This is a genomic window from Pseudomonas sp. W4I3, from assembly GCF_030816195.1.
Classification (GTDB): Bacteria; Pseudomonadota; Gammaproteobacteria; order Pseudomonadales; family Pseudomonadaceae; genus Aquipseudomonas.
Window position 1 is genome coordinate 1,609,931 of sequence record NZ_JAUSXS010000001.1, and the last position, 14,113, is coordinate 1,624,043.

Annotated in this window: 13 protein-coding genes; 8 read left to right on the top strand and 5 right to left on the bottom strand. The window is 61.4% G+C overall.

Annotation, left to right across the window (positions count from 1 at the left end):
* The first annotated feature begins 9 nt into the window (after window positions 1-9).
* From QF045_RS07200 to QF045_RS07210, 3 genes are all read left to right on the top strand, one after another.
* A complete protein-coding gene (locus QF045_RS07200) occupies window positions 10-1,374 on the top strand; it encodes an MFS transporter (protein WP_306491616.1) in 1,365 nt (454 codons plus the stop codon).
* Between the two features lie 10 nt (window positions 1,375-1,384).
* Window positions 1,385-2,938, top strand: a complete 1,554-nt coding sequence (gene garD / locus QF045_RS07205) for a galactarate dehydratase (protein ID WP_306491617.1) — start codon at window positions 1,385-1,387, stop codon at window positions 2,936-2,938.
* Between the two features lie 176 nt (window positions 2,939-3,114).
* Window positions 3,115-4,056 carry an AEC family transporter gene (locus QF045_RS07210; RefSeq protein WP_306491618.1) on the top strand — a complete coding sequence of 314 codons (942 nt, stop codon included), beginning with the start codon at window positions 3,115-3,117 and terminating at the stop codon, window positions 4,054-4,056.
* A gap of 16 nt (window positions 4,057-4,072) precedes the next feature.
* Here QF045_RS07210 and QF045_RS07215 read toward each other — a convergent pair whose 3' ends face one another.
* The 5 genes from QF045_RS07215 to gatC form a co-directional block, all read right to left on the bottom strand.
* Window positions 4,073-5,119: a calcium/sodium antiporter gene (locus QF045_RS07215; protein ID WP_306494865.1), complete on the bottom strand. Its 1,047-nt coding sequence runs from the start codon at window positions 5,117-5,119 to the stop codon at window positions 4,073-4,075.
* A 59-nt stretch (window positions 5,120-5,178) separates the two neighbouring features.
* Window positions 5,179-5,550: a septal ring lytic transglycosylase RlpA family protein gene (locus tag QF045_RS07220; RefSeq protein ID WP_306491619.1), complete on the bottom strand. Its 372-nt coding sequence runs from the start codon at window positions 5,548-5,550 to the stop codon at window positions 5,179-5,181.
* 158 nt (window positions 5,551-5,708) lie between these two features.
* Entirely contained in the window at window positions 5,709-7,154 is a 1,446-nt protein-coding gene (gene gatB, locus QF045_RS07225; RefSeq protein ID WP_306491620.1) for an Asp-tRNA(Asn)/Glu-tRNA(Gln) amidotransferase subunit GatB, read from the bottom strand.
* Between the two features lie 10 nt (window positions 7,155-7,164).
* Window positions 7,165-8,616: an Asp-tRNA(Asn)/Glu-tRNA(Gln) amidotransferase subunit GatA gene (gatA, locus tag QF045_RS07230; protein ID WP_306491621.1), complete on the bottom strand. Its 1,452-nt coding sequence runs from the start codon at window positions 8,614-8,616 to the stop codon at window positions 7,165-7,167.
* Between the two features lie 16 nt (window positions 8,617-8,632).
* Window positions 8,633-8,920 carry an Asp-tRNA(Asn)/Glu-tRNA(Gln) amidotransferase subunit GatC gene (gene gatC / locus QF045_RS07235; protein ID WP_124385147.1) on the bottom strand — a complete coding sequence of 96 codons (288 nt, stop codon included), beginning with the start codon at window positions 8,918-8,920 and terminating at the stop codon, window positions 8,633-8,635.
* Between the two features lie 210 nt (window positions 8,921-9,130).
* Between gatC and mreB the strand changes: the two genes are divergently transcribed.
* The 5 genes from mreB to rng all read left to right on the top strand — a co-directional run bounded on the left by mreB (window position 9,131) and on the right by rng (window position 14,075).
* Window positions 9,131-10,168 carry a rod shape-determining protein MreB gene (mreB, locus tag QF045_RS07240; protein ID WP_002555108.1) on the top strand — a complete coding sequence of 346 codons (1,038 nt, stop codon included), beginning with the start codon at window positions 9,131-9,133 and terminating at the stop codon, window positions 10,166-10,168.
* Between the two features lie 139 nt (window positions 10,169-10,307).
* Window positions 10,308-11,411: a rod shape-determining protein MreC gene (gene mreC / locus QF045_RS07245; protein WP_306494866.1), complete on the top strand. Its 1,104-nt coding sequence runs from the start codon at window positions 10,308-10,310 to the stop codon at window positions 11,409-11,411.
* A complete protein-coding gene (gene mreD, locus QF045_RS07250) occupies window positions 11,411-11,899 on the top strand; it encodes a rod shape-determining protein MreD (RefSeq protein ID WP_043048570.1) in 489 nt (162 codons plus the stop codon). The genes mreC and mreD overlap by 1 nt, the downstream gene beginning before the upstream one ends.
* A 50-nt stretch (window positions 11,900-11,949) precedes the next feature.
* Entirely contained in the window at window positions 11,950-12,546 is a 597-nt protein-coding gene (locus QF045_RS07255) for a nucleoside triphosphate pyrophosphatase (protein WP_306491622.1), read from the top strand.
* Window positions 12,547-12,617: 71 nt separating this feature from the next.
* Window positions 12,618-14,075, top strand: a complete 1,458-nt coding sequence (gene rng, locus QF045_RS07260; RefSeq protein ID WP_065885774.1) for a ribonuclease G — start codon at window positions 12,618-12,620, stop codon at window positions 14,073-14,075.
* The last annotated feature ends 38 nt before the right edge of the window (window positions 14,076-14,113 follow it).

A 14,113-nucleotide genomic window follows, 5' to 3' on the forward strand; every position in this document is an offset into this window, starting at 1 on the left:
TACTTCTACATGCAAGCGACCAAGCCGACCCACGTCCGCTATTTGATCCTGCTCATGCTGTTCCTGGTGACCACGATCAACTACGCCGACCGTGCCACTATCGCCATCGCCGGCTCCAGCCTGCAAAAAGACCTCGGCATCGACGCGGTCACCCTTGGTTATATCTTCTCTGCATTCGGTTGGGCCTACGTCGCCGGTCAAATTCCCGGTGGCTGGCTGCTCGACCGATTCGGCTCGAAAAAAGTCTATGCCCTGAGCATCTTCACCTGGTCACTGTTCACCGTGCTGCAAGGCTATGTCGGTGAGTTCGGCGTCTCCACCGCAGTCGTCGCGCTGTTCATGCTGCGCTTTCTGGTGGGCTTGGCCGAAGCGCCTTCGTTCCCGGGCAATGCGCGCATCGTGGCGGCGTGGTTCCCCACGGCTGAACGCGGCACGGCATCGGCGATCTTCAACTCTGCGCAATACTTCGCCACCGTGCTGTTTGCACCGTTGATGGGCTGGATCGTCTACAGCTTCGGCTGGCAGCACGTGTTTATCGTGATGGGCGCAATTGGCATCGTCTTCTCGCTGGTCTGGCTGAAAGTTATCCACAGCCCGCGCCAGCATCCGATGATTAACGAGGCCGAGTTCAATCACATCGCCGCCAATGGCGCGATGGTCGACATGGACCAGGACAAAGGCAAAGGTAAGAAAACCGACGGACCGAAGTGGGATTACATTCGGCAGTTGCTGACCAATCGCATGATGCTCGGCGTTTACCTGGGCCAGTACTGCATCAACGGCATCACGTATTTCTTCCTGACGTGGTTCCCGGTGTACCTGGTGCAGGACCGTGGCATGACCATCCTCAAGGCCGGTTTCATCGCTTCGCTGCCGGCGATCTGCGGGTTTATCGGCGGTGTGCTCGGCGGGGTGATTTCCGACTACCTGCTGCGCAAGGGCCACTCCCTGACCTTCGCTCGCAAGGCGCCGATCATTGCCGGTCTGTTGGTCTCCAGCAGTATCATTGCGTGTAACTACGTGGACGTTGAGTGGATGGTGGTGGGCTTCATGGCTTTGGCCTTCTTCGGCAAAGGCGTTGGCGCACTCGGTTGGGCGGTGGTTTCCGACACCTCGCCGAAACAGATCGCCGGCCTCAGTGGTGGCTTGTTCAATACCTTCGGTAACCTGGCCTCCATCACCACGCCGATTGTGATTGGCTACATCATCAGCACCACCGGCTCGTTCAAATGGGCCCTGGTGTTCGTGGGTGCCAACGCGTTGGTGGCGGTGTTCAGCTACCTGGTCATTGTCGGCCCGATCAAGCGCGTGGTGCTCAAGGAGCCGCCAAGCAAAGGGCCTGAGTTGACCAACCTTTCCCAAGCGCATTCTTGAGGTTCGTGTGATGCAGTTGATTGAACATGCCGACTCGCCGCGCTCGATTCGTTTGCACGAGCGCGACAATGTGGTGATCGTGGTGAATGATCAGGGCGTACCGGCCGGGACCGAATTCCCGGACGGCCTGGTCACGGTGGATTTCATCCCCCAGAGCCACAAGGTGACCCTGGAAGATATCCCCGAAGGCGGCCAGATCATTCGCTACGGCCAGACGATTGGCTACGCGCTGGCGCCGATCCCGCGTGGCAGCTGGGTGCAGGAAGACCAACTGCGCATGCCCACCGCGCCGCCGCTGGACAGCCTTCCGTTGTCTACCGAGGTGCCTGAAACCCAGGCGCCGCTGGAGGGGTTTACCTTCGAGGGTTACCGCAACGCCGACGGCACCGTGGGCACGCGCAATATCCTGGGTATCACCACCACGGTGCAGTGCGTGACCGGCGTGCTGGACCATGCCGTCAAGCGCATCAAGGACGAGTTGCTGCCCAAGTACCCCCACGTCGATGACGTGGTGGCGCTGACCCATAGCTACGGCTGCGGCGTGGCGATCACGGCGACCGATGCCTACATCCCGATCCGTACCGTGCGCAACCTGGCGCGCAACCCGAACCTGGGCGGCGAAGCCCTGGTGATCAGCCTGGGCTGCGAGAAATTGCAGGCCGGGCAGGTGATGCACGACAACGACAGCTCCGTCGACCTGAGCGAGCCCTGGCTGTATCGGTTGCAGGATTCCAGCCACGGCTTTACCGAGATGATCGAACAGATCATGGCGCTGGCCGAGGTGCGCTTGAAAAAGCTCGACCAGCGCCGCCGCGAAACGGTGCCGGCGTCCGAGCTGATCCTGGGCATGCAATGCGGTGGCAGTGATGCGTTTTCCGGCATCACCGCCAACCCGGCGCTGGGTTACGCGTCAGACCTGTTGCTGCGGGCCGGGTCGACGGTGATGTTTTCCGAAGTGACCGAAGTCCGGGACGCGATTTACCTGCTGACGTCTCGGGCTGAGAGCAAGGAAGTGGCTCAGGAACTGGTCAGGGAGATGGACTGGTACGACCGTTACCTGGCCAAGGGCGAGGCGGATCGCAGTGCCAATACCACGCCGGGCAACAAGAAGGGCGGGCTGTCGAATATCGTCGAGAAGTCGTTGGGCTCTATCGTCAAATCCGGCAGCAGCGCGATCAACGGTGTGCTCGGCCCCGGCGAGCGCTTCAAGGGCAAGGGCCTGATTTTTTGCGCAACCCCGGCCAGTGACTTCGTGTGCGGCACCTTGCAACTGGCGGCGGGCATGAACCTGCACGTGTTCACCACTGGACGTGGCACGCCTTACGGCCTGGCGATGGCGCCGGTGGTGAAGGTGTCGACGCGCACTGAGCTGGCGCAGCGCTGGCCGGACCTGATCGATATCGACGCCGGGCGCATCGCCACCGGGCGCGCGAGCATCGAGGAACTGGGCTGGGAGCTGTTTCACTTCTATCTGGATGTGGCGAGCGGCAAGAAGCAGACGTGGGCGGAGCGGCACAAGCTGCACAACGACATCACCCTGTTCAACCCGGCGCCGATTACCTGAGACCGGGTCGTCTGCATCGGGGGCAAGCCCCCTCCCACATTTTGACCGCGTTCAGCCTGCAGGAATGCGGTCAAGTGTGGGAGGGGGCTTGCCCCCGATAGCGGTCTATCAGGCACCCTCGAGCTGTATGGCTTATCATTAGCCCACTCACGACGCTCACCAAGGTTCCCCCCGGCATGCTGGCAATTTTCCTCACCACGCTCACCATCACCGCGCCGGTGTTCGCCATGCTGTTTCTCGGTGTGCTGCTCAAGCGCATCAACTGGATCAACGACAACTTTATCCACACCGCTTCGTCCCTGGTGTTCAACGTCACCATGCCCGCGCTGCTGTTTCTCGGCATCCTGCATGCCGACCTGCATTCAGCGCTCAAACCCGGTTTGCTGATCTACTTTGCCCTGGCCACATTGGTGAGCTTTGCCATGGCGTGGGGCTGGGCGATTCTGCGCTGCAAGCGCGAAGACCGGGGGATCTATACCCAGGGCGCGTTTCGTGGCAACAACGGGGTGATCGGCCTGGCGCTGGCTGCCAGCATGTACGGCGACTACGGCATTTCCCTCGGTGCGATCCTCGCGGCGTTGGTGATCCTGTTCTACAACACCTTGTCGACCATCGTGCTGGCGGTGTACAGCCCGGTGATCAAATCCGACCCGTGGAGCATCTTCAAGAGTGTGGTGGCCAACCCGCTGATCATCAGCGTGATCGTCGCTGCGCCGTTTGCCTATTTCCAGATTGGCCTGCCGGGCTGGCTGGAAAAATCCATGCAGTATCTGGCGGACACCACCTTACCCTTGGCGCTGATCTGCATTGGCGGCACCTTGTCCCTGGCGGCGCTGCGCAAGAGCGGAAAAATGGCCTTGAGCGCCAGCCTGATGAAGATGGTCTGGCTGCCGGTGATCGCCACCTTGGGCGCATGGCTGCTGGGGTTCCGTGGGCCGGAGCTGGGCATTCTGTTTCTGTACTTCGGCGCGCCGACGGCCGCGGCAAGCTTCGTGATGGCCAGGGCGGCCGAGGGCAATCATGAACTGGCGGCGGCGATTATCGTGATCACCACGCTGATGGCGGCGGTGACCACGAATATCGGCATCTTCGTGTTGCAGGCGGGTGGCTGGATCTAAGCTTTTTCCTGATCGGTCATTGCGACTCCCTCTTGTGTTGGCGGTGCCACGCGCGCAGCGACGTGAACAGCAGCACCACCACTAACGCTGGCAGGACGTAAAACAGCATCAGTTGTTCCAGCCTGGCGGCCAGGGGCATGCCAGTGGTAAACGCCATCACATGCAGGCCGTACGCCAGGTAGAGCCCCAGCAACACCAGGCCTTCGACGCGCGTGACGCGGTAGCCGGTATAGAACACGGGCAGGCACAGGACAATGGCGCCGAGCATGACCGGTAGGTCGAAGTCCAGGGCGTTGGGTGAGACCGACAGCGGCGATGGCGCTACCAGTGCGGTAAAGCCCAGCACGCCAAGCAGGTTGAACAGGTTGCTGCCGATCACATTGCCCACGGCAATTTCCCGCTCGCCGCGCAAGGCGGCAATCAGCGAGGTCGCCAGGCAGGGCAGCGAGGTGCCGACGCCGATCAGCGTCAGGCCGATGATGCGCTCCGACAAGCCCAGATCGCTCGCCACCTCCACGGCCGCACCCAGCAGCAAGTGCCCGGCCAGCACCAGCACCAGCAATCCGCCCAGCATCAACAGCACGCTGCTCAGCCAGGGCGCCCGGGTCACGGTGGCGAGGGTGCGAGGACGACGGGAGTGGCGCGTCTGGTAGTGCAGCACGCCGAGGTAGGCCAGCAGTGCAACCAGCAGCATCAGCCCGTCGAACGGCGTCAGTGCCTCATTGGCCGCCAGGACGAACACCAACAGGCCGGCGACGATCATGACCGGGATGTCCAGGCGCACCAGTTGCCGTGACACCCGTAACGGAATGATCAGCGCGGACAAACCCAGGGTGACGAGGATATTGAAGATGCTGCTGCCGATCACGCTGCCCACGGCAATGTCGGTGTTGCCGGCCAGGGTGGCCTGCAGGCTGACGGCCATCTGCGGTGCGCTGCTGCCGAAGGCCACGATGCTCAGGCCGATGATCAGCGGTCGCACCTTGAGGCTGGCGGCCAGGCGCACCGCAGCCCGTACCAGCACTTCAGCGCCGACGATCAACAGCAGTAGGCCGCTGACCAGTTCCAGCAGGCTCCACGGCGAGAGGGCGTTCAATCCAAAAATGCTCAAGGCGGCCTCTATCAGTTGTTCAGGGCTTGCACCCGCACCCGCGCGGTGCCGCTGCCCAGCATACGCAATTGCTCGGCGGCTTTGCGGGAAAGGTCGATCAGTCGCCCACGGGTATGCGGGCCGCGATCATTGATACGCACTACGACAGATCGGTTGTTGTCGAGATTGGTGACCTTGACCTGGGTGCCGAAGGGCAGGCGCCGATGGGCGGCGGTCAGGGCGCTCTGGTTGAAGGCTTCACCGCTGGCGGTTCTTTTGCCATGGTGTTTGGCACCGTAATAGGAAGCGGTGCCGGTTTCGTCGTAGCCGTTGGGGTCGATGACGCCGCTGGCACAACCGGTCAGCAGGGAGAACAGGGCCAGAAGGCCGAGTAGACGCTTCATTGATCAAGGTACCCATAACAAATGTGGGAGGGGGCTTGCTCCCGATAGCGGTGAGCCAGTCACTGATGTGTTGACTGAATCACCGCTATCGGGAGCAAGCCCCCTCCCACAGGGTGGCCGGGTCGAGCATGAAATCCCGTCCGGCCCGTTCATCGTTGTCAGCCTTCGAGCTTGCTTTTGAGCAGTTCATTGACTTGTTGCGGGTTGGCTTTGCCCTTGGAGGCTTTCATCGCCTGGCCAACAAAGAAGCCGAACATCTTGCCGCGCTTGGCTTCGTCAGCGGCGCGATATTGTTCGACCTGCTCGGCGTTCGCCGCGAGCATTTCATCGAGCACGGCGGAAATGGCGCCGCTGTCGGTGACTTGCTTGAGGCCGCGCTTCTCGATGATCTCATCGGCGCTGCCTTCACCGGCGGACATCGCTTCGAACACCGTCTTGGCGATTTTGCCGGAGATGGTGTTGTCCTTGATGCGCAGCAACATGCCGCCCAGTTGTTCGGCGCTCACCGGTGCTTCGTCGATTTCCAGGCCTTGCTTGTTCAACAGGCTGCCCAGCTCGACCATGACCCAGTTCGCCGCCAGTTTGGCGTCGCCGGCAATGCTCACGACCTTTTCGAAGTAGTTGGCTTGCTCGCGGCTGGACGCCAATACGCTGGCATCGTAGACCGACAGGCCGAACTGCTCCTGGAACCGTTCGCGTTTTTGCTGCGGCAACTCTGGCAGGGTGGCGCGGATATCGTTGAGGAACGAATCTTCCAGCACCACGGGCAGCAGGTCCGGATCGGGGAAGTAACGGTAGTCGTTGGCTTCCTCCTTGCTGCGCATGGCGCGGGTCTCGTCTTTGTTCGGGTCGTACAGGCGCGTTTGCTGGATCACCTTGCCGCCGTCTTCGATCAGTTCGATCTGGCGACGGACTTCGCTGTTGATCGCCTTCTCGATGAAACGGAACGAGTTGACGTTCTTGATCTCGCAGCGGGTGCCGTACTCGGCCTGGCCCTTGGGACGGATCGACACGTTGCAGTCGCAACGCAGCGAGCCTTCGGCCATGTTGCCGTCGCAGATGCCCAGGTAGCGGACCAGCGCGTGGATGGTCTTGACGTAGGCCACGGCTTCCTTGGCACTGCGCATGTCCGGCTCGGACACGATCTCCAGCAAGGGCGTACCGGCCCGGTTCAGGTCGATACCGGTGGCGCCGGGGAATTCTTCGTGCAGGCTCTTGCCGGCGTCTTCTTCAAGGTGCGCACGGGTTACACCGACGCGCTTGATGGTGCCGTCTTCCAGGGGAATGTCCAGGTGGCCCTTGCCGACGATCGGCAGTTCCATCTGGCTGATCTGGTAGCCCTTGGGCAGGTCCGGGTAGAAGTAGTTCTTGCGCGCGAACACGTTGTGCTGGCCGATTTCGGCGTCGATCGCCAGGCCGAACATCACCGCCATGCGCACCGCTTCCTGGTTCAGCACCGGCAGCACGCCGGGCATGCCCAGGTCGACCAGGCTGGCCTGGGTGTTGGGCTCGGAGCCGAACGTGGTGGCACTACCGGAGAAAATCTTCGATTGGGTGGCGAGCTGGGTATGAATCTCCAGCCCGATCACAACTTCCCATTGCATAGTGTTCTCCTCAGAAGCCGGTAGGGGTGCGGGTGTGCCAGTCGGTGTTCAACTGGTACTGGTGCGCCACATTGAGCAGGCGGCCTTCCTGGAAATACGGGGCGAGCAGTTGCACGCCAACCGGCAGGCCATCGACGAAACCGGCGGGCATGGACAATCCCGGCAAGCCCGCGAGGTTGGCGGTGATGGTGTAGAGGTCTTCCAGGTACTCGGCGATTGGGTCGCCGGTCTTGGCGCCGATCTTCCAGGCCGGGTTCGGCGTGGTTGGGCCGAGGATCACGTCGACTTCTTCGAAGGCAGCCATGAAGTCGTTCTTGATCAGGCGACGGATCTTCTGCGCCTTGAGGTAGTACGCGTCGTAATAGCCGGCTGACAGGGCATAGGCACCGACCATGATCCGGCGCTGTACTTCCGGGCCGAAGCCTTCGCCACGGGAGCGCTTGTACAGGTCGGTGAGGTCTTTCGGGTTTTCGCAGCGATAGCCGAAGCGCACGCCGTCGAACCGCGACAGGTTGGAGGAGGCTTCGGCCGGGGCGATCACGTAGTAGGCAGGGATCGCGTGCTGGTTGTTCGGCAGGCTGATTTCCTTGATCACCGCACCGAGCTTTTCAAGCTCCTTGATGCTGTTGTGCACCAACTCGGCGATCCGCGGGTCGAGGCCTGCGCTGAAGTATTCCTTGGGTACGCCGATGCGCAGGCCCTTGAGCGAAGTATTCAGGCTGGCGCTGTAGTCCGGCACCGGCTCATCGATGCTGGTGGAGTCCTGTTTATCGAAGCCGGCCATACCTTGTAACAATATTGCGCAGTCTTCAGCCGTGCGCGCCAGCGGGCCGCCCTGATCGAGGCTCGAGGCGTAGGCAATCATGCCCCAACGGGAAACGCGACCGTAGGTCGGCTTCAAACCGGTGAGGTTGGTGAACGCGGCTGGTTGGCGGATCGAGCCGCCGGTGTCGGTGGCCGTGGCGGCCGGCAGGAAGCGCGCGGCAACGGCAGCGGCCGAACCACCGGACGAACCGCCCGGTACGTGGTCCAGGTTCCACGGGTTTTTCACGGCGCCGTAGTAGCTCGACTCGTTGGCCGAACCCATGGCGAACTCGTCCATGTTGGTCTTGCCCAGGGTCACGGCCCCGGCGGCGGCCAGCTTGGAGACCACGGTGGCGTCGTAGGGCGCCTTGAAGTTGTCGAGCATCTTCGAGCCGCAGCTGGTGCGAATGCCCTGGGTGCAGAACAGGTCTTTGTGGGCGATCGGGGCGCCGAGCAGGGCGCTGTTCTCACCGTTGGCGCGACGTACGTCGGCGGCCTTGGCCTGGCTCAGGGCCAGCTCCGGGGTGAGGCTGATGAAGCTGTTGACCTTCGGGTCCAGCTCGGCGATACGCGCCAGCAGGGTCGTGGTCAGCTCTTCGGAAGAAAACGTTTTGTCGGCGAGACCGCGGGCGATCTCGGCCAGAGTCATGTGATGCATGAAAGGCTCTTTCCCTTTAGTCGATGACTTTCGGAACCAGGTACAGGCCGTTTTCGACCGCTGGCGCGATGGACTGGTAGGCCTCGCGGTGATTGCGCTCGGTCACGACGTCGGCGCGCAGGCGCTGACTGGCTTCCAGCGGGTGAGCCAGGGGCTCGATGCCGTCGGTGTCGACGGCCTGCATTTGGTCAACCAGCCCGAGAATGCTGTTCAGGGCTGCGGTGGTCTGTGGAAGATCGGCGTCATTGAGGCCAAGCGAGGCCAGATGCGCGATTTTTTCCACGTCGGAGCGTTCAAGCGCCATGGGATTCTCCAGTGGAAAACAGAACGGAGGGCGTCCGTGTGTTAGATTGTCGGAACACTACCGCATTTCTACGGTCATAAGGCCGCGATTGTGGGGGTTGGTGCACAGAAAGTCGGCCAATTTAGCACATTGGCGCCTTGCCCAAAATCCCTGTCGTTGTTAGAGTTTGCCGCACTTTTTTACCCACGCGTTGCCTAGGGTCCCTTTCCCATGTTCAAGAAACTGCGTGGCATGTTTTCCAGCGATCTTTCCATTGACCTGGGCACTGCCAACACCCTTATTTACGTGCGCGAGCGCGGTATCGTTCTGAATGAGCCATCGGTTGTGGCCATTCGGACCCATGGTAATCAGAAAAGTGTCGTTGCCGTTGGCACCGAGGCCAAGCGCATGCTCGGCCGTACACCAGGCAATATTGCTGCCATTCGTCCGATGAAAGACGGCGTGATCGCCGACTTCAGTGTCTGCGAGAAGATGCTGCAGTACTTCATCAACAAGGTTCACGAAAACAGTTTCCTGCAGCCCAGCCCTCGTGTGCTGATCTGCGTCCCGTGCAAATCCACCCAGGTGGAGCGTCGTGCCATCCGTGAATCGGCCCTTGGTGCCGGTGCCCGCGAAGTGTTCCTGATCGAAGAGCCGATGGCCGCCGCAATCGGCGCCGGCCTGCCGGTTGAAGAAGCCCGCGGCTCGATGGTGGTGGATATCGGTGGTGGTACCACCGAGATCGCCCTGATTTCCCTGAACGGTGTGGTGTATGCCGAGTCCGTGCGTGTGGGCGGCGACCGTTTCGACGAAGCGATCATCACTTATGTGCGTCGTAACTACGGCAGCCTGATCGGCGAATCCACCGCCGAGCGCATCAAGCAGGAAATCGGTACCGCTTACCCGGGTGGCGAAGTTCGCGAAGTCGATGTTCGCGGTCGCAACCTGGCCGAAGGTGTGCCGCGTGCCTTCACCCTGAACTCCAATGAAGTGCTGGAAGCTCTGCAAGAGTCCCTGGCCACCATCGTTCAGGCTGTGAAGAGCGCCCTGGAGCAATCGCCGCCGGAGCTGGCTTCCGATATCGCCGAGCGTGGCCTGGTGCTGACCGGTGGTGGCGCCTTGTTGCGCGACCTCGACAAGCTGCTGGCCCAGGAAACCGGCCTGCCGGTGATCGTCGCCGAAGACCCGCTGACCTGCGTGGCTCGTGGCGGTGGTCGTGCACTGGAAATGATGGATAAACACACCATGGACCTGCTCTCCAGCGAATAAGATCGCCTGGACGGTTCATGCTGGGTCGGCAGGCAGCACTTTGCAGTGCTGCCTGTTGGCGTTTATCTTCTTCAATCTGCATCCAGGCCGGTTTGATGCCGTATGAATAAAGAGAACATTTGCCTGGGAGGAGCGGCCTATTAAACCGCTCTTCGCCAAAGGCCCCTCACTGGGCGTGCGCTTGTTGGTGCTGACCGTGCTTTCGGTCGCGCTGATGGTGGTCGATGCCCGCTTTTCGCTGCTCAAGCCGGTGCGTAGCCAGATGTCGCTGGTATTGATGCAGACCTACTGGATCACCGACCTGCCGCAACGTCTCTACCAGGGCGTGGCCAGCCAATTCGGCAGCCGCACCGAACTGGTCGCCGAGAATGAAAAACTCAAGACCGAAAACCTGCTGTTGCAGGGCCGCATGCAAAAGCTCGCCGCCCTCACCGAGCAGAACGTTCGGCTGCGCGAATTGCTCAACTCCTCGGCATTGGTCAACGAAAAGGTCGAAGTGGCCGAGTTGATCGGCATGGACCCCAACCCCTTTACCCATCGCATCATCATCAACAAGGGTGAGCGCGACGGTGTGGTGCTCGGTCAGCCGGTGCTCGACGCCCGCGGCCTGATGGGCCAGGTGGTTGAATTGATGCCCTACACCTCGCGCGTCTTGCTGCTGACCGACACCACCCACAGCATTCCTGTGCAGGTCAATCGCAACGGCTTGCGTGCGATTGCCAGCGGTACCGGTAACCCGGAGCGCCTGGAGTTGCGGCACGTGGCCGACACCGCCGACATCAAGGAAGGCGACCTGCTGGTCAGCTCCGGCCTGGGTCAGCGTTTCCCGGCGGGCTACCCGGTGGCGACGGTCAAGGAGGTGATCCACGATTCCGGCCAGCCGTTTGCCATTGTGCGTGCCGTGCCGACGGCCGCACTGAACCGCAGCCGCTATCTGCTGCTGGTGTTCAGCGACAACCGCACGCCGGAAGAGCGCGCCAATGACGCCGCGCAGGCCCAGGAAGCCGAAGACAAACGGAACGGCACCGCGCCGGTAATTCCCGCCACCGTGCCGAAACCGGCTTTTGTTGGGCCACCAGCGCCTGCGGCCGCGCCGGCTGCACCGGCAACCGCAGCGCCTGTCGCCACCCCGGCCAAGCCGGCGGTACACAGCGCACGTCCGGCTAAACCGGCTGCCACCACCGCGCCTGCCGCGAGGCCCGCGGCGACCGCCCCGGCCACTGCGCGGCAGAGGGAGGAATAATGGCCAGTACTCATTCGCGCAATGGCTGGATTGTCTGGCTGACCTTTGCCATCGGCTTGCTGCTCAGCGTTTCGCCGTTGCCGCAATTCATGGAAATCCTGCGCCCGCTGTGGCTGGCGTTGCTGCTGGCGTTCTGGTCGTTGAACCTGCCGCACAAGGTGGGCATGGTCACGGCCATGTGCCTGGGCTTGGCCGAGGATGTGCTCTATGGCACTTTGCTAGGTCAGAACGCGCTGATCCTGACCCTGATCACCTTCCTGGTGCTGTCATTGCAGCAGCGTTTGCGCATGTTCCCGATGTGGCAGCAGTGCCTGGTGATCCTGGTGATCTTCGGCCTGGCGCAGTTGGTTCAGCTCTGGCTCAGCGCCTTGACCGGCAATCGCCAACCCACCCTGGCGCTGGTGCTGCCGGCGCTGGTCAGTGCCTTGCTGTGGCCCTGGATCAGTTTCGGCCTGCGTGGGTTACGTCGTCGCTATAAAATCAATTGATGGATTGCGAGGCTCTGCCTGGTCATCGAACCCTACAGGGAGAGTCTGCAATGAATGTGCTTTATCTGGCCTCGGGCTCACCGCGGCGACGCGAGTTGTTGACCCAGATCGGCGTGCCTTTCACCGTGGTCAGCGCCGCTATCGATGAAACTCCTCTTCCCAACGAAACCCCCGTCGCCTATGTCGAGCGCCTGGCTCGAAGCAAGGCTGCGGCGGGTTTGGCTGCGCTCGAAAAAACCGCTGGCGTCTGCGTATTGGGTGCCGATACCGCCGTTATCGTGGACGGCAAGATTCTCGGCAAACCAGTGGACCAGGCCGATGCCTTGGCCATGTTGATGGCCTTGGCGGGGCGCGAGCATGAAGTCTTCACGGCCATTGCCCTCACCGATGGCCAGCGCTGTGAATGCCGATATGTAAGCAGTCGTGTCGCTTTTCGCGAAATCTCTGTCGAGGAAGCTACGACTTACTGGCACAGTGGTGAACCCGTGGACAAGGCGGGCGGCTACGCTATTCAAGGGCTTGGCGCGGTGTTCGTGTCCGGACTCAACGGCAGCTATTCCGCCGTGGTTGGCCTGCCAGTCTGCGAAACCGCGCAACTGCTGGGCCAATTCGGCATACCCTGTTGGCAAAACCTTACCGTGCGCTGAACGCCTTTATTTTCGCGCCAAGCCCTAAGTGATCGGTCACTATTGTGAAAACGCCTGAACGAGACCCAGCCATGAGTGAAGAGATTCTGATCAATATCACGCCGATGGAATCGCGCGTGGCGGTGGTAGAGAACGGTGTTCTGCAAGAAGTGCACGTAGAGCGCACCCAGAAGCGCGGGATCGTCGGCAACATCTACAAAGGCAAGGTGGTGCGCGTATTGCCGGGTATGCAGGCGGCGTTCGTCGACATCGGCCTGGACCGCGCCGCGTTTATCCATGCTTCGGAAATTTCCCTGCGCGAAGGCCCAGCGGTGGAAAGCATCAGCGCGCTGGTGCATGAAGGGCAGAGCCTGGTGGTGCAGGTCACCAAGGACCCCATCGGATCCAAGGGCGCACGGCTGACCACCCAACTGTCGATTCCTTCGCGTTACCTGGTGTACATGCCGCGTACCGCCCATGTTGGTATTTCCCTCAAAATCGAGGACGAGGCCGAACGCGAGCGCCTGAAGAAAGTAGTCAGCGATTGTGTCGCCGCCGAGGGCATCAAGGAAGCCGGTGGTTTTATCCTGCGCACTGCCGCCGAGGGCGCGGGCGCCGATGAAATCCTCATGGATATCCGCTACCTGCGACGGCTATGGGACCAGATCGCGGCGCAGATCCAGACCATTGGCGCGCCAAGCGTGATCTATGAAGACCTGGGCTTGGCGCTGCGCACCTTGCGCGACCTGGTCAGCCCGAAAATCGAGAAAATTCGCATCGACTCGCGGGAGACCTTCCAGCGCACAACGCAATTTGTCGCCGAGCTGATGCCGGAAATTGCCGACCGCCTTGAGCACTATCCCGGCGAGCGCCCGATATTCGACCTGTATGGCGTCGAAGACGAAATCCAGAAAGCCCTGGAGCGCAAGGTCCCGCTCAAGTCCGGTGGCTACCTGGTGGTGGACCCGGCGGAAGCCATGACCACCATCGACGTCAACACGGGCGCGTTCGTGGGGCACCGCAACCTCGAAGAGACCATCTTCAAGACCAACCTCGAAGCCGCCACTGCGATAGCGCGCCAACTGCGCCTGCGCAACCTGGGCGGCATCATCATCATCGACTTCATCGACATGGAAGACGGCGAGCATCAACGCCAGGTGCTGCGCACCCTTGAAAAGCAGCTGGAGCGCGACCACGCCAAGACCAACATCATCGGCATCACCGAACTGGGCCTGGTGCAGATGACCCGCAAGCGCACCCGCGAAAGCCTTGAGCAAGTGCTGTGTGAGCCCTGCAGCAGTTGCCAGGGGCGCGGTAAATTGAAGACCCCGGAAACGGTTTGCTACGAGATTTTCCGCGAAATTCTACGAGAGGCACGCGCCTATCAGGCCGAAGGTTATAGAGTGCTGGCCAACCAAAAAGTGGTCGATCGCCTCCTCGATGAAGAGTCGGGTAACGTCGCTGAGCTGGAGGGGTTTATTGGTCGCACTATTCGTTTTCAGGTCGAAACTATGTATTCCCAGGAACAATACGACGTGGTGCTGCTCTGATCCCCATTCGTTTTTCCTTTACGAGAGCGACAGGCATT